Origin of the sequence: Nonomuraea mesophila (assembly GCF_004352805.1) — a bacterium.
In the GTDB taxonomy this organism is placed as follows: Bacteria; Actinomycetota; Actinomycetes; order Streptosporangiales; family Streptosporangiaceae; genus Nonomuraea; species Nonomuraea longispora.
Genome location: NZ_SMLD01000046.1, coordinates 38,923 through 54,489 on the forward strand (window position 1 = coordinate 38,923; position 15,567 = coordinate 54,489).

15 protein-coding genes are annotated in these 15,567 nt (G+C 73.3%); 10 read left to right on the forward strand and 5 right to left on the reverse strand.

Features of this window, described 5'->3' with window-relative positions; translation table 11 throughout:
• Positions 1-137: 137 nt before the first annotated feature.
• Together E1295_RS19235 and pseI are read left to right on the forward strand one after the other, a co-directional pair.
• Positions 138-629, forward strand: a complete 492-nt coding sequence (locus tag E1295_RS19235) for a GNAT family N-acetyltransferase (protein ID WP_132631705.1) — start codon at positions 138-140, stop codon at positions 627-629.
• Positions 626-1,669 (forward strand): pseudaminic acid synthase, encoded by a 1,044-nt coding sequence (gene pseI, locus E1295_RS19240; RefSeq protein ID WP_132631706.1) that lies wholly within the window; start codon positions 626-628, stop codon positions 1,667-1,669. Before E1295_RS19235 ends, pseI begins: the two co-directional genes overlap by 4 nt.
• Here pseI and E1295_RS19245 read toward each other — a convergent pair.
• Entirely contained in the window at positions 1,666-2,643 is a 978-nt protein-coding gene (locus E1295_RS19245; RefSeq protein WP_132631707.1) for a PseG/SpsG family protein, read from the reverse strand. The genes pseI and E1295_RS19245 overlap by 4 nt on opposite strands.
• Positions 2,640-3,368 carry a cytidylyltransferase domain-containing protein gene (locus tag E1295_RS19250; protein WP_132631708.1) on the reverse strand — a complete coding sequence of 243 codons (729 nt, stop codon included), beginning with the start codon at positions 3,366-3,368 and terminating at the stop codon, positions 2,640-2,642. Before E1295_RS19250 ends, E1295_RS19245 begins: the two co-directional genes overlap by 4 nt.
• Positions 3,369-3,471: 103 nt before the next feature.
• Here E1295_RS19250 and pseB point away from each other — a divergent pair, with 103 nt between their 5' ends.
• Complete coding sequence (gene pseB / locus E1295_RS19255) at positions 3,472-4,446, forward strand: UDP-N-acetylglucosamine 4,6-dehydratase (inverting) (RefSeq protein WP_132631709.1); 975 nt, start codon at positions 3,472-3,474, stop codon at positions 4,444-4,446.
• Positions 4,446-5,570 (forward strand): DegT/DnrJ/EryC1/StrS family aminotransferase, encoded by a 1,125-nt coding sequence (locus E1295_RS19260; protein ID WP_132631710.1) that lies wholly within the window; start codon positions 4,446-4,448, stop codon positions 5,568-5,570. Before pseB ends, E1295_RS19260 begins: the two co-directional genes overlap by 1 nt.
• On the opposite strand, the gene E1295_RS19265 is transcribed toward E1295_RS19260, so the two are convergent.
• The 3 genes from E1295_RS19265 to E1295_RS19275 are packed head-to-tail and all read right to left on the reverse strand — an operon-like array spanning position 5,571 to position 9,957.
• Complete coding sequence (locus E1295_RS19265; RefSeq protein ID WP_166427305.1) at positions 5,571-7,457, reverse strand: glycosyltransferase family 2 protein; 1,887 nt, start codon at positions 7,455-7,457, stop codon at positions 5,571-5,573.
• Between the two features lie 20 nt (positions 7,458-7,477).
• Positions 7,478-9,094 (reverse strand): class I SAM-dependent methyltransferase, encoded by a 1,617-nt coding sequence (locus E1295_RS19270; protein WP_132631712.1) that lies wholly within the window; start codon positions 9,092-9,094, stop codon positions 7,478-7,480.
• Positions 9,091-9,957: a hypothetical protein gene (locus E1295_RS19275; protein ID WP_246080139.1), complete on the reverse strand. Its 867-nt coding sequence runs from the start codon at positions 9,955-9,957 to the stop codon at positions 9,091-9,093. Before E1295_RS19275 ends, E1295_RS19270 begins: the two co-directional genes overlap by 4 nt.
• A 161-nt stretch (positions 9,958-10,118) precedes the next feature.
• On the opposite strand from E1295_RS19275, the gene E1295_RS19280 reads away from it, so the two are divergent.
• The 6 genes from E1295_RS19280 to E1295_RS19305 form a co-directional block, all read left to right on the forward strand.
• The gene (locus E1295_RS19280) at positions 10,119-10,367 is read left to right on the forward strand and encodes an acyl carrier protein (protein ID WP_132631713.1); all 249 of its coding nucleotides are present in this window, start codon (positions 10,119-10,121) and stop codon (positions 10,365-10,367) included.
• The gene (locus tag E1295_RS19285; RefSeq protein ID WP_132631714.1) at positions 10,342-11,100 is read left to right on the forward strand and encodes an SDR family NAD(P)-dependent oxidoreductase; all 759 of its coding nucleotides are present in this window, start codon (positions 10,342-10,344) and stop codon (positions 11,098-11,100) included. Before E1295_RS19280 ends, E1295_RS19285 begins: the two co-directional genes overlap by 26 nt.
• Positions 11,097-12,539, forward strand: a complete 1,443-nt coding sequence (locus tag E1295_RS19290) for an AMP-binding protein (RefSeq protein WP_246080140.1) — start codon at positions 11,097-11,099, stop codon at positions 12,537-12,539. Before E1295_RS19285 ends, E1295_RS19290 begins: the two co-directional genes overlap by 4 nt.
• Positions 12,536-13,591 carry a LuxE/PaaK family acyltransferase gene (locus tag E1295_RS19295; RefSeq protein WP_132631715.1) on the forward strand — a complete coding sequence of 352 codons (1,056 nt, stop codon included), beginning with the start codon at positions 12,536-12,538 and terminating at the stop codon, positions 13,589-13,591. Before E1295_RS19290 ends, E1295_RS19295 begins: the two co-directional genes overlap by 4 nt.
• On the forward strand, positions 13,591-14,808 hold the full coding sequence (locus E1295_RS19300) for an acyl-CoA reductase (protein WP_132631716.1): 1,218 nt from the start codon (positions 13,591-13,593) through the stop codon (positions 14,806-14,808). Before E1295_RS19295 ends, E1295_RS19300 begins: the two co-directional genes overlap by 1 nt.
• Positions 14,805-15,567 (forward strand): hypothetical protein (locus E1295_RS19305; protein WP_220448793.1); only part of this gene is annotated, 763 nt, incomplete at its 3' end. The genes E1295_RS19300 and E1295_RS19305, both read left to right, overlap by 4 nt.

Consider the following 15,567-nt stretch of genomic DNA (forward strand, 5'->3'; position numbering starts at 1 on the left):
GACCTGGCTCGAAAGGACAGGTCGAGGGCAGCATGCCGTGACGGCCGCGCCGGATCCGCATCCCTGATGAGCTCTTTACCTGACGCACAATCGGCTACGTTGTGCAGTTGAGTCCGCGCTGAGAGTTAGGGGCATCGATGCTGAGGAGCGTCCGTGACCACGATCTGCCCGTCATGCGCCGATGGCGCAACCATCCGCGGGTGCGCGCGGCCAGCTTCGCGACGCACGAGATCGCGGAGGAGGAGCACCTGCGCTGGTGGGAGGCGGTCCGCGCCGACCCGGCCAGGTGCGTGCTGATCTACGACCACCACGGGGTCCCCGCGGGCGTGGTGACCTACGCCGGCCTGCCGTCCGGCCCGGCCTCCTGGGGCTTCTACCTCGACCTCGACGGGCTGGAACGCTCCGGTGACCTGCTGCGGGCCTGGATCGGGCTGGAGAAGGCGGCCATCGCGCACGCCTTCGGGCCGCTCGGGCAGAGCGCGCTGCGCGGCGAGGTGCTGGCCGACAACGCGCCGGTCAGGCTGCTGCACCGGCGGTTCGGGTTCACCGAGGTGGACTCCTACCAGCGCGACGTCGACGGCGTGCCGCGCGACGTCGTGGCCATCCAGCTCAGGAAGGGGCAGGCATGATCTCCATCGCGGGGCGGCCGATCGGGAGCGGGCATCCTCCTTACGTCGTGGCCGAGATGTCCGGCAACCACAACGGCAGCCTGGCGCAGGCGCTGGCCATCGTGGACGCGGTGGCGGCCAGCGGCGCGCACGCGCTGAAGCTGCAGACCTACCGGGCCGACACACTCACCGTCGACTGCGACGGGCCCGCGTTCCGGATCGGCGAAGGGCACGAGTTGTGGGGCGGCGAGCACCTCTACCAGCTCTACGAGCGTGCCCACACGCCGTGGGAGTGGCACGAGCCGATCTTCGAGCGGGCCCGCGAGCACGGGCTCACCGCCTTCTCCTCGCCCTTCGACCCCACGGCCGTCGAACTGCTGGAGAAGCTGGGCACACCGGCGTACAAGATCGCTTCTTCGGAGATCGTGGACCTGCCGTTGATCAGGCTCGCGGCGAGCACGGGCAAGCCGCTGATCATCTCCACGGGCATGGCGTCGGCCGGGGAGATCGAGGCGGCGGTGACGGCCGCCCGCGAGGCGGGCTGCGCGCAGCTGGCGGTGTTGTCGTGCACGGCGTCCTACCCGGCCTCGCCCGCCGAGAGCAACCTGCGCGCGCTGCCGCTGCTGGCCGCGCTCACCGGGGAGGTCGTCGGCGTCTCCGACCACACGCCGGGGCTCGGCGCCGCGCTGGCCGCGGTGGCGCTGGGGGCCTGCCTGATCGAGAAGCACGTCACGACGTCCAGAGCCGAGGGCGGGGTCGACGCGGCCTTCTCGCTGGAGCCGGGCGAGCTGCTGGCGCTGGTGGTGGAGAGCGAGCGGGCCTGGCGGTCGCTGGGCGACCCGGTGATCGGGCCGCGCCCGTCCGAGCGCGAGGGGCTGCGTTTTCGCCGGTCCCTGCACGTCGTACGCGATGTGCGGGCCGGCGAGCAGGTGACCCCCGGCAACGTACGCTCGATCCGGCCGGCGGGCGGGCTGCCTCCCGAGGCCGCCGCGCAGGTCATGGGCCGGCGTTTCACCCGTGACGTGGCGTTCGGCACGCCGCTGACCTGGGACCACGTCTAGAGCAGGGCGAGCAGGGCGTCGGCGGCGCGCTTCCTGCCCCTGCCGTCGATCAGGCCGCTCCCCCGCCTGCCGTGTTCCTCGCGGGCGGCGGGGTCGGCGAGCAGCCCGGCGAGCGCGGCCACGGCCCGCTCGCCGGGCTCGCCGCCCAGCCCGGCGGCGACGCCCCTGCCGACCAGCTCCTCATAACCGATGAGCTGGTTGTCCGCCACCCAGGTGAGCGCCGCGGGCACGCCGAGGTAGAGCAGTTCCCAGACGGCCGAGCCCGCAGCGGTGACCACGAGGTCGGCCCCGGCCATCAGCTCGGGCAGGCGGTCCGTCGGCGGGATCACGGTGATCGGGCCGCCCGCGTCGAACGGCGCCGGGCTGACCACCGTGCCCTGGAACCGCTCGCCGGTCGCCAGGAGGGCCCGCGCCCACGCGGGCGCGACGCCGGCGCTGTCGGTGCCGCCGAAGAAGCAGAGCACGTGCGGCACCCGGCCGGGCCGTGGGGTGCGCGCGCACCGAAGCACGCAGTCGCGCAGCAGCACGTAACGTGCTCCCGCCAGCCACCGCCCGCTCGTGCCCTCGCCCTGAAGGTGGCGGTGTTCGGCGCCGAGGTTCTGGTCGAGATAGAGGTCGGCCTGCTGGCCCATGGGGTCGCCGTCGGCGATGGCCAGCACCGCCAGGCCGGCCCGCCTGAGCGCCGCCCCCGTGGCCGCAGGCAGCGCGTACGAGTCGAGCACGACGGCGGCCAGCCGCAGCTCGCGGGCCAAGGCCGCCAGGCGGCCGGGGTCGGAAGGCGCGTCGGACAGCGGCAGCCCGCGCTCGTCGAGCTGCGCCCGCGCCCACGCCGAGCCGCGCACCTGCCCGAGGAAGATCACCTCGACGCCACGGGCGCGCAGTTCCTCGGCCAGCGCCACGCAGCGCACCAGGTGGCCGACCCCGCTGCTCACCCCGGCGTCGCAGCGCAGGCCCACCCTGAGGCGGCCGCTCACGCGTCCTGCAATGCCTTCTGCCGCACGTGGGCGTTGAGCCCGCACACCTCGGGCCGGGCCCGCAACCAGCTCACCAGCGCCTTGACCGGCACGTAGCGGTCGCCGAACCCGGCCACCACGCGGGAGATCAGCTTCCAGTCGTCCTCGGTGTCGAGCGTGACGCGCAGATCGTCGGCGGCGGGCCGGTAGGTCAGCCCGAGCAGCCGCGCGTCGCCGGGATGCTCGTAGACGTAGGAGGTGACGTGGGTGCGGTGGAAGGCGGCGGCCTCGCGGTCGGCCCGCTCCAGCGCCGCCCTGCCCACGACCTCCACGTCGAGCCCGCGCGGCAGCGTGCGCACCAGGCTCGTGCTCAGGTAGTCGAGGCCGGGCACGGCCCGGTAGACCAGCGCCGCCTCCCTGATCACGGCCGGGTCGAGCAGCGGGCAGTCGGCCGTGAACCGCATGACCGCGTCGGCCCGCCGCCCCGCCATCGCGTGCACGAACCTGGTCAGCACGTCGTCGACCGGCCCTCGGTGGCAGGCCACGCCGAGCTCGCGGCACTCGGCGACCACGGCGTCGTCCGCCTGCTCGATCGTGGTGGCGACGACGAGGTCGTCGAGTGCGCCCGCCTCGCGCGCGGCGCGTACGACCCAGGCCAGCACCGAGCGGCCTCCCAGGTCGCGCAGCACCTTCCCGGGCAGGCGCGTGGAGCCCATCCGAGCCTGGACAATTCCGACAATGCGCACCGAAGCCCCATTCCCCCGTGTGACAGTGAGTCTCCGATCGATCGCGCTATGCTACCGGCTGCTCATACGACGACAGCGCGTAAACGCGATTTCAGGGGGCCACGTGAGCATTCTCAGCGGATCGTCGATCTTGATCACCGGAGGCACGGGGTCTTTCGGCAAGGCGTTCATCCGCCACGCGCTCGACTCGCTCGGGGTCCGGCGGCTGGTCGTGTTCTCCCGCGACGAGCTCAAGCAGTACGAGCTCAAGCAGCTCTTCGACGACGAGCGGCTGCGCTGGTTCCTCGGCGACGTACGCGACCGCGACCGGCTGACCCGCGCCATGCACGGCGTCGAGCACGTCATCCACGCGGCGGCACTCAAGCAGGTCGACACCGCCGAGTACAACCCGTTCGAATACGTCCGCACCAACGTCTCCGGCTCCCAGAACGTCGTCGAGGCCGCCATCGACTGCGGCGTGCGCAAGGTCGTCGCCCTCTCCACCGACAAGGCGTCCGGCCCGATCAACCTCTACGGCGCCACGAAGCTGGTCGCCGACAAGCTGTTCGTCTCCGCCAACCACTACGCCGCCGCCCACGAGACCCGCTTCTCCGTCGTCCGCTACGGCAACGTCGTCGGCAGCCGCGGCTCGGTCGTGCCGCTCTTCCAGCGGCTGGCCGGGCAGGGCGATTCCCTGCCGATCACCGACAAACGCATGACGAGGTTCTGGATCACGCTCGACCAGGCCGTCAGGTTCGTGGTCGACTCGTTCGACCTCATGCAGGGCGGCGAGCTCTACGTCCCGCGCATCCCCAGCATGCGCATCACCGACCTGGCCGAGGCGCTGGCCCCGCACAGCCCGATCTACGAGATCGGCATACGGCCCGGCGAGAAGCTGCACGAGGAGATGATCGGGCCCGACGACGGGCGCAGGACACTGCGGCTGGCCGACCGCTACGTGCTCCAGCCGACGATCGCGACCTGGGGCTACCGGCCCCCGCAGGCGGGCGAGGTGCTGCCCGAGGGGTTCGCCTACCGCTCCGACACCAACGACCAGTGGCTGTCGGTCGACGACCTGCGCGGCATGGTGACCGGCTGATGTTGCCCTACGGACGCCAGTCGATCGCCGAGTCCGACGTGGAGGCGGTCACGGAGGTGCTGCGCGGCGACTGGCTGACCAAGGGTCCCGCGGTCGGCGCGTTCGAGTCCGAGCTGGCCCGCTGGACCGGCGGCGTGCCGTGCGTGGCGGTGACGTCCGGCACCGCGGCGCTGCACGTCGCCTACGCCGCGGCGAGGGTGGGGCCGGGCGACGAGGTGGTCACCTCGCCGCTGACGTTCGTGGCCACCGCCGCCACGGCCGCGATGCTGGGAGCGCGGGTGGTCTTCGCCGACGTACAGCCCGACACGGGCAACCTCGACCCCGGCAGCGCCGCCGCGCTGGTCACGCCGCGCACGCGGGTGGTCACGGCGGTCGACTACGCGGGCCATCCCGCCGACTACGACGAGCTGCGCACGGTCACCGACGGGGCCGGGGCGCTGCTGATGGCCGACGCGGCCCACTCGATCGGGTCGGCGTACAAGGGGCGGCCGGTGGGGTCGCTGGCTGACCTGACGACGTTCTCCTTCTTCCCGACCAAGACCGTCACCACGGCGGAGGGCGGCGCGGTGGCGGCGGCCGACCCCGAGCGGTTCCTGCGGGCCGCCCGGTTCATGAACCACGGCTTGATACGCGACCCCGCCGAGCAGCGTCACCCCGGCGAGGGGGGCTGGCACCAGGAGGTGCACACGTTCGGCCTGAACTACCGGCTGCCCGACGTGCTGTGCGCGCTCGGCCTGAGCCAGCTGCGGCGGTTGCGCCGCTTCCGCGCGCGCCGCGCCGAGCTGGTCGCCCGCTACCACCTGATGCTGAGCGACGTGCCGGGCCTGGCCCTGCCCGCGCAGCGCGCCTACGTGGAGCCGAGCTGGCACCTCTACCCCATCAGGGTGCGCGACGGCCGCCGGCGGGAGGTCTACGACCGCATGCGCGCGGCCGGCATCGGCGTACAGGTCAACTACCTGCCGGCCTACCTGCATCCGGTGTTCGAGGACCTCGGCTACCGGCGCGGGCTCTGCCCCGTGGCCGAGGCCTACTACGCCGAGGAGCTGTCGCTGCCGTTGTTCCCCTGCCTGTCCGACGTGCAGCAGGAACGGGTCGCGGAGACGCTGGCCGGCATCATGTCCTGATCAGCGTTCGGCGAGCAGCAGGCCTCCGTCGTCGTCCCTGTCGATGAGGAAGCGCCGGTCGGCGACGGTCGCGACCGGCCGCTCCGCCGTACGCACCAGCGGGCGCAGCGGCTTGCCCTGGTCGATGAGCACCTCCCACCACGCCTCGTCGCCGACGCACTCGTCGATGTCGGCCAGCGGCACCCGGACGTGGAACTCGCGGCCCTCCAGCGCGATGGGGAAGTACATCTCCTCGCCGTCGCTCCTGCGTCTCAGCCGCAGCACGGGCTCGCCGTCTCCGGCGTCGGAGATCTTCCCGGCGCACACCAGCTCGCCGCCGTCCACGCGGCACGATCCGATGACCGCCTTGGGCGTACGCAACCGCAGGCCCCAGGCGCCCTTGGGCAGGCGCACCGGCACCACCCACACCCCCGGCAACCGCAGCGGCTCAGGGACGAGCGGCCGTGACCAGCGCGGACCGGCCACCCGCCCCTCGAGTCTCAGCCCGTGGCCCCTGAGCCGCGCGCGCAGGTCCCAGTGCCCGCGCCTGGCCAGCTGGGCGGGCGTCAGCGTCTGCGGGTCGAAGGCGAACCTGAACGGGAAGGTGTGCTCGGCCACCGGGTCGCCGTCGTCGCGCTCGAAGTCCTCCCAGACGGGCGCGCTGACCGCGTCCGACAGGCGTACGGTCTCGCCCGTCCCGCGCTCCTGCAGCCACACGCACAGGCGCACCCGGCGCAGCCGGGCGGCGTCGAACCTGCCCAGCGAGACCCTGCCCACGCCGTGCAGCACGCCGTCGCGCCACTCCAGGCTCACCAGCCGGCCCGCCAGGCGCAGCTCTCCGGAGACGTCCGACAGGCGGGCCGGCATCGCCGGGTGGCGGCCGTGCCAGCGCCTGCGCAGCAGCCCGGCCCGGCCGACCTCGGGCAGCAGCCGCCTGTCACCGGCCTGGGCGAACACGTCGGCCAGCTCCTCCAGGCGGCGCCGGTGCAGCAGGTGGACCTGCAGGCGGCGCTCGAACGGGATGCTCTGCCAGGCCTGCGGCGACACGCCGTCGAGGTAGCGGCAGGCCAGGTCGAGCAGGCCGGGGTCCGTCGACGGGCCCATCGTCGCCACGGCCTCGACGGCGACACCCATGTCGATCTCCATCGTGTCGCGGTCGAAGGCGGGCTTGAGCCCCGGCGCCGCACGGCCGAGCAGGTCGGCCGTCTGCACCACCGACAGCAGGCGGTCGCGCAGGTTGCCCGGCTCCAGGCTGCGCTGGGTGATCGAGGCGCCCGGCTCGTCGCGCTGCCGCCAGTGGTAGACGACCCTGGCCAGCACGTCCACGGAACGGGCGCCGACGTGGGCGGCCATGGCGACGGGCTGGTCCTCGTACATGCGCTCCGGGAAGCTCAGGCCCAGCTCGTCCCAGAAGGAGCGGCGGTAGACCTTGTTCCACAACATGCGGTCGCGGATCAGCAGCGGGTGGCGGGTGATGTGGGTGCCCTTGCGCGGCCTGGCGAACGCCTGCCGGTGCGCCCACGAGGGCACGAGCAGGTTGCGGTGCAGCCGCATGACGTTGCCGCAGGCCAGGTCGGAGCCGGTGCTCTCCAGCGAGGCCACCAGGCGGCCGAACGCGTCGCGCGGCACGGTGTCGTCGCCGTCGACGAAGGCCAGGTAACGGCCGCTCGCCTGGCGCACACCGGCGTTGCGGGCCCGGCCGACGCCGTGGTTGTCCTGCCTGATGAGGCGGATCCGGCCGTCGCGGGCCTGCCTGGACCTCACGAGGGCCGGGCCGCCGTCCTCGCTGCCGTCGTCGACGCAGATCACCTCGAGGTCGTGCAGGGTCTGCGCGGCGATGGAGTCCAGGCAGGGTCCGATGTACTTCTCGACGTTGTAGAACGGCACGATCACCGACAGGACCGGCACATGCACTCCTCATCGTTACGTCAACCGGACAACAGGCGGATGACTCGGCGGGCGACCTTGCGAGGGCGGGCCAGGCGGCGGGAGAGGCGGTATCCGAGGGATCTTCTGTAGGCGGTGGCCTTGCGCTGCGTCCTGCGCAGGCGGGACTTCGACCTGACCAGCTCGCGCTCGCGGTAGGTCAGCTTGGTCTCCAGACGGGCGATCCTGGCCAGGGCCGCGGTCAGCTGGTCGGCCAGGCGGTCGCGGGCGCCGAGCAGGTCGCGGTAGGTGGGGGCCTGCTCGGCCGGTTCGGCGGGCTGGCCGAGCTCGGCGTCGAACTTCCTGGCCCGGTCGAGGTCGCCCCGGTCGCAGGGCCGCCCGGCCATGCCGCACAGGGTCAGCGCGAGCTGGTCGGCCTCCAGCGGCCACGGCCAGGGATGGTGGTGCCCGGCCGCCAGCAACCTGACCGCGAAACGCCACAGGATCCGGCAGAGCACGACGCGCGGCTCGGGCTGCGTGGACGGCGCGGCCGGCGGGCTGATCGCGGCGAAGCGGACGCCGTCGTGGACGAGGCTGTCGGCCGCCCCCACGACGCTGCCGCCGCCCTCCAGCCAGCCGGCCAGGTGGGTGAGCAGGTCGCGTACGGCTTTGACGTCCTCGCGGGCGCAGGCCTCGACGAGGATCTCCTCGACGACCCGGCCGGTGGGGATCTGGCGTTCCTCGCCGTCGGGCAGCCGCCTGGTGGCCGTGCCGGTGAACTCGTACAGGGCCGGGCCCTCCTCGATCAGGCCCAGCGGCAGGTCGTCCTCGGCGCCGGGTGCGACGGGAGGACGGGCGGCGACGGCGACCCAGAGGGGCGCCAGCTCCTCGCCCAGGCGGTGGCGGAACACCACGCGGGTCAGCCGCAGCGGGTCGGCCGCCAGCAGGCGGTCACCGCCGCGCGCGCTGAGCGGGAACGTGAGCGCGTCGGGCAGGTCACCGGCCAGCGCCTCGCCGGCCAGCAGCGCGCGCGGCGCCTGGCGCCCGGGGTAGGCCGCGTAGCGGCGCAGCACGCTCAGCCCCGCGCACTCCAGGCCGCGGTCGACGGCCGGCGGCCCGCTGGGGTAGGTCGGGTCGAAACCGTGCGGCGCCCACTGGTCGTCGCCGCCCTCCCGGTCGGCGGGCCTGGCCTCGATGAAGCGGTCGATGCCCAGGTCGTTGTGGACGCCGAGCACCAGCCGCCCGCCGGGCGCGATCAGCGCCGCGAGCGCGGCCACCGACTCCTGCCATCCGGAGGCCGGCGCCTCGGCGGAGTGCGTGCGCGCCAGCCCGTCGATCGCGACCACCAGGTCGTACGACTCGCCGGAGTCGAGCAGCTCCAGCCGCCCGCAGAACACCTCCAGCCCCGGGTGCCGCGAGCCGAGCGCGCACGCGTCGGGGTAGGAGCGCACGAGCGCCGCCGCCTCGGGGGCCAGCTCGACGACCTCGTCCACCAGCGCCTGGGGATGCGGCCCGACCAGCAGCACCCGGCCGCTCGCCGGGATCATCCGCCTGATCAGTTCCAGTGCCGCGCCGCGCCAGTCCGTGATGCCCCCCATGTTGGACATGTCGGACCACAGCAGCATCTCCCCGCCGATGAGCCGGACGTTCTCGGGTGCCTCGTCCATGCGCGTGCTCATGCCCTCGCTCCGTGCCCGGTCGCCGGGGACCCGCAGCGCACCCGTTTCCATCCGAACATCCGCCGTAGCTCCTCCGGTGTCGCCTGATAGTCGAATCCCAGCTCCTGCCGTGCCGCCTCCGCCGCCGGCCCGGGGTCGACGGCCGTGCCGTGCAGCTCGGGCCAGAGCCTCATGCGGCGGGCCGTGCCGCCGTACTCAGGCCGTTCGTCCTCGTACTGCATCGGATCGCCGTAGACGGCGATCTCGCACCCCACGGACGCGCCGTAGAACAGCGCGCTGCCGAGCCTGTTGGAGGCCACCCTGCGGTGCCGCCGCAGCTGGACCAGCTGCTTGCGCAGGAAGTCACGCCCCTTCCCGTCCCAGCGGGATCCGCGCTCGCCATGGCAGATGACCCGGAAACCTCTCGACTCGTACGCCCGCCGAATGTCCGGATTTGCGAACTCTAGCCAGTAAAGGCAGACGGTGACCGGGCCAATCTCGACATCGCGTATTTCATCGGCCAGTCGACCGTGGTCGCCGCTGACGGAATACTTCTCCCATCCATGAAAGGGATACCAGATCGTACCCTCCCGTTCGGGAACCACGCCCAAGTCCGGCTCGAGGTGAAGAAGGTAGATCCAGGGCGCCCCGATCAGATAGTGCCCCCTGCGGCCCATCGACCAGCCCCGGCGGCGCAGGGTGTCCGACCAGACGAAACGCGGGTAGCCGGGGCTGCACCAATGGTCATCCGGGGGAAATCCGTGGAGATAGTTCCATCCGTGCTGGAGAAAACCCTGGATGCGCTTCGGCATCCCATCCGGCAGGCCGCAATATTTGCCGAGTATGCGGGAGTGCCCGTACCAGTGATTGGATTCGTCCATCATTTCCCCCGTACGGTTGGCGTGTCCCAGCAGACATTCCCAGCCCCCCGCACACGCCACGTGTCGTTATACGCTTCCATTACCCGGCACGGGGTCTTGGTTTCTCCTCACCTGTCGATCGTGGCTACACTGGGTCGCGCCTTGAGGACAGAGAGTGAGTGATCATGAGTCATCTCGATCGCCTGCGGGCCGTCTTCCGCGTGGCGCTCAACCTGCCTGACGGCACCGACGTCGACGGGCTCGAATACCGTGCCATCCCGCAGTGGGACTCCTTGGCCCACATGGCGTTGATCGCCGCGATGGAGGACGAGTTCTCCGTCATGATCGACACCGACGAGATGATCGACATGAGTTCGTTCGCCAAGGCGGCCGAGCTGCTGGAGAAGCATGGCGTCGGCGCTGCCGCCCGCTGAGGCCCGGGTCGCCCTGGTCACGGGCTCGACGACGGGCATCGGCCGGGCCATCGCGACCACGCTGGCCGCCGCCGGTCACGACGTCGTGCTGCACGGCCGCGACGAGGAGCGGGCCGCGAAGGTCGCCGCCGACGTCGCCGCCGAGACCGGCGGCCTGACCGACTCCGTCCACGGCGACGTGGCCGATCCAGGGCTCGTCTCGGCCATGATGCGCCGCATCTACCAGCGGCACGGCCGGCTCGACTCCCTGGTGATCAATGCCGGCGTGCACGCGGCCGGCCTGCTCGGCATGGTCCGCCACGACACCATCGGCCGCCTCTTCGAGGTCAACGCGATCGGCGCCACCCACACCCTGCAGGCCTCGCTCCGGCTGCTGCGCCGGGGCACCAGCCCCGCCGTGGTGCTCGTCTCCTCGATCATGGGCCGCGCCGGCGGCGCCGGCCAGGCGGTCTACTCCGCCACCAAGGCCTCGATCATCGGCCTCACCATGGCGGCCGCCAAGGAGCTGGGTCCCACGGGCATCCGCGTCAACGCCGTGGCGCCCGGCTACATCCAGACCGACATGCTCACCACGCTCGACGAGCACAGCCGCACGGCCACGGTCGAGGCCACCCCGCTCGGCCGCATCGGCCGGCCGGCCGACGTCGCCCGCGCCACCGCGTTCCTGCTCTCCTCCGACGCCGGCTTCATCACGGGCCAGGTCCTCGGGGTGGACGGCGGGCTGGTGCTGTGACCACGACAGACCCGCCGGCCCCACCGGACCCGCCGACCACACCGAACCCGCCGCCTCCCGCCGGAGAGGGCTCGCTCGCCGTGTGGGCCGCCGGCTGCGCTTCCGCGGAGCCGCCCTTCCCGCATCCGCAGGCCCGGCTCGTCGTCGCGGGCGACCCCGAGGGGCTCTCGGGCAGGAAGCTCGCCGACCACGTCGACCGCACCGCCGAGGCCCTGGCCCGGCTGCGGCCGGGTCCGCTGTTCTGCGGGATGCGCAACAACCTCGCGTCGGTGCTGCGCTATCTCGCCGCCTGGCGCTGCGGCCGGCCGATCGCGCTGCTCGACCCCGACCTGCCCGTCGGCGTGCTGGCCGACCTGGCGGGCCGCTTCCAGCCGGCCGCGCTGCTCGGGTTCACCCACGTGGCCGACGGCTCGTCACCGCGCGCCGCGTCGCCGCGCGGTGGAGGCGGCGCGCCGCAGCCGCATCCCGACCTGGCGGTGCTCCTCGCCACGTCGGGCTCGACCGGCAACCCCAGGCTCGTCCGTCTCTCGCGCCGGGCCGTGCTCGCCAACGCCGCCGCCATCGCGACGGCGCTGTCCATCGAGCCCGCCGAGGTGGCGCCGACCAGCCTGCCGCTGCACTACAGCTACGGCCTGTCGGTGCTCAACAGCCACCTGCTGGCCGGGGCGAGCGTCGTGCTGACGGAGGCGGGGCTGCTGGAGCGCTCGTTCTGGGCCGACCTCGACGCCCACCGCTGCACGTCGCTGGCCGCCGTCCCCTACCAGTACGAAATGTTGCGCCGGCTGCGCTACGACCGGGCCGAGCACCCGGCGCTCGCCACGCTGACGCAGGCGGGCGGGCGGCTCAGCGAGGAGCTGACCAAGGAGTTCGCCGCCCAGGCCGACCGCTTCTTCGTCATGTACGGGCAGACCGAGGCCACGGCCCGCATCGCGGTCATGCCTCCCGACCGGCTGGCCGGCAGGCCCGGCTCGGCCGGGCTCGCCGTCCCCGGCGGACGGCTGTCCATCGACGACGGTCAGGTCGTCTACCACGGGCCCAACGTCATGATGGGCTACGCGGAGAGCGCCGCCGACCTGGCCAGGGGCGACGACCTCGGCGGGGTGCTGCGCACGGGCGACCTCGGGCGGCTCGACAGCGAGGGGTTCCTCTACGTCACCGGCCGGCTCAGGCGCATCGCCAAGATCTTCGGCGTGCGGGTCAACCTCGACGACGTCGAGCGCCTGCTGCCCGGCCCCGGCCCGGCGGCGGCCACCAGCGGCGACGACCGGGTCACGGTGTGGACGGAAGGGCTCGACGCGGCAGGCTGCGCGCGGCTGGCCCGGCGGCTCGGCGCGGAGCTGCGCGTGCACTGGAGCGGGTTCGACGTCCGCAGCGTCGACCGGCTTCCCCTCCTGGCCAACGGCAAGATCGACTATCGCGCGCTGGAGTCCCTCGCATGACGTCCCCTGACACCACGGGGCCGGTGAGCGTGTTCACGCTGGGCGCGGCCGAACGGGAGGCGGTGCTGGCGCCGGCCCTGGCGGCGCTGACGGAGCGGCACCGGCGGGCGTGCCCCCCGTACGCGAGGATTCTCGACGCGATCGGTGCGCGGCCCCCCTACGAGCGGGTGGCCGACCTGCCGTGGTTGCCCGTGCGGCTGTTCAAGACGCACGAGTTGCGCAGCGTGGCGGAGGACCAGGTGTTCAGGGTGCTGACGTCGAGCGGCACGACGGGGCAGCGGCCGAGCCGGGTGTTCCTCGACCGCGAGGCGGCGGCCGCGCAGACCCGGATGCTGGCGGCGACGCTCAGGGGGGTGCTGGGCGAGCGGCGGCTGCCGATGCTGGTGGTCGACAGCCGCTCAGTGGTGCGCGACCCGGCGCTGAGCGCCCGGGGCGCCGGGGTGCTCGGCATGATGACCTTCGGCAGAGACCACACGTTCGTGCTCGACGAGCACGGCCGGGTGGACGCCGAGGCGGTCAAGGGGTTCCTGGCGCGGCACGGCGGCGAGCGCTTCCTGGTCTTCGGGTTCACGTTCATGGTCTGGCTCCACCTGCGCGGTCTCGGCGCCGACCTGTCGCAGGGGGTGCTCATCCACTCGGGCGGGTGGAAGCGGCTGGCCGAGCAGGCGGTCGGCAACGCCGAGTTCCGGCGAGGGCTGGCGCGGGAGTGCGGGCTGCGCAGCGTGCACAACTTCTACGGCATGGTCGAGCAGATCGGCACCGTGTTCCTGGAGGGGCCGGACGGCGACGGGCTCTACTGCCCCGACTTCGCCGACGTCGTGATCCGCGACCCGGAGACGTGGCAGGAGGCGCCGCCCGGCGTGCCGGGGCTGATCGAGGTGGTCAGCACGCTGCCGACGTCCTATCCGGGGCATGTCCTGCTGACGGAGGACGTCGGCATCGTGCGCGGCGTCGACGACGGGTGCCTGCCGGGGCGCAGGTTCGAGGTGCTGGGCCGGTTGCCGCGGGCCGAGGCGCGGGGTTGCAGCGACACGTTCGGGCAGGGCGGCTGATGCCGGGCCCCGAGGTGACGGTCAGGTTCCCCGCCGCCGGGCGGGTGCCCGTCGAGGTGCTGCTCGGCCAGGTGCGGGGCCGGCTGGAGACGGGTGACGAGCGGGTGCGCACGTTCCTCGCCGCGTTCGGCAGGCGGCTCCTGCGGCCGGCGTCGGCACGCCGGCATCCCGAGCTCGGCCCGCTCGGCTTCTTCCTGCGGCCCAGCGAGCTGGCCCGCACGGTCGAGGGGCTGGCGGGCGAGCACGTACGCGTCCCGCGCGGCCTGGTCTTCCACGTCCCTCCCGCGAACGTCGACACCGTCTTCGTCTACTCGTGGGCGTTGTCCGCACTGATGGGCAACCGCAACGTCGTGCGCCTGTCGCCGCGCTCCGGCCCGGTGGCCGGGCTCATCCTCGACATCCTGCACGAGGCGCTGGCCGAGGCCGACCCGGTGATCGCCGGCACGCAGCGCATCGTCTCCTACGACCGCGACGACACCGTGACCGCCGCGCTCTGCGCCGCCTGCGACCTGCGGGTGGTGTGGGGCGGCGACGCCACCGTCAACGCGCTGCGCCGGCACGCGCTCGCCCCGCACGCCCGTGACCTGGTCTTCCCCGACCGGTCGTCGTTCGCGGTGATCCGGGCGGCGGCGTGGTCGGGCGCTCCCGAGCCGGTGCGGGTCAGGGTGGCCGAGGGGTTCGTCAACGACGCCTACTGGTTCGACCAGGCGGCCTGCTCGTCCCCCGGCACCGTGTTCTGGGTGGGGACGCCCGGTGACTGCGAGGTGGCGCGGGCCGGCTTCGGCGACCACGTCGCGCGGGTGCTGGGCGAGCGCGGGTGGGGGGTCGATGCGGCGATGGCCGTGGAGAAGCGGGTCGCCGCCTACGGGCTGGCCGCCGACGGGGTGGCGGAGCGGGTGGAGTTCCGGGGCAACGCGCTGGCGGACGTGACGCTGGCCGAGGGCGCCGCGCCGCCCAGGCGGTGGCTGGGGGCGGGCACGTTCGCCCATGCCAGGATCGGCGCGCTGGCGGAGCTGGGCGCGCTGGTCGAGCGGCGCGACCAGACGATGACCCATTTCGGGTTCGCGGGGACCGAGCTGGAAGAGCTGGCCAGAGGGCTGGCCGGGCGCGGGGTCGACCGGATCGTGCCCGTCGGCGGCGCGCTCGGCTTCCACCGGGTGTGGGACGGCGTCGACCTGCCCGCCGAGTTCACCCGTCTGGTGACCGTGACCCGATGACGCTGGCGAGACCCGGCAGCACGCACGTCGGCCTTCCGGGGTCGCCCGGGCGCGGGCCCGGCCTGGGCTGGGTGCCGGCCCTGCTGGTGGCCGCGGGCACGGTGGCCGCGCTGTCGTGGTGCGGGGTGCCCGCCCGTGACCTGGCGGCCTTCGCGGCCTACGTCGGCGCCGGCGTGGCGCTGCCGGGCACGCTGCTGTGGCGGGCGCTGACCGGAGGCGGGCGGACGACGGCTGAAGACGTCGCGGCCGGGCTGGCGCTGGGCTACACGATCGAGGTGCTGGCCTACATCCCGGCCCGCGCCGCAGGGCAGCCGCTGCTGGTGCTGGCGCCGCCCGTGGCCGTGGTGGGCACGTTCCTCTGCGTGCCGCGCCTGTGGCGGCACTGGCGGGGTGCGCCGGCCCGGGAGCGCATGCCGGGATGGTGTGCCTGGGCGCTCGCCGGGGTGGTCGGCTACCTGGTGGCGTGGTGCGTGATCTCGCTCTACCGCCACCCGATCTCCACCGCGTACGTCGACATGCCCTACCACCTGGCGCTGGTCGGCGAGGTCAGGCACCACGTGCCGCCCACGCTGCCGTCGGTGCTGGGCGAGCGGCTCTCCTACCACTGGTTCGTCTACGCCGACATGGCGGCCACGAGCTGGGTCACCGGGATCGAGCCGGTGACGCTGGTCTACCGGCTGTCCACGCTGCCGATGATGGTGGCGATGGTCGTGCTGGTCGCGGTGCTCGGGCGGCGGCTCGGCGGGCGCTGGGGGGCGG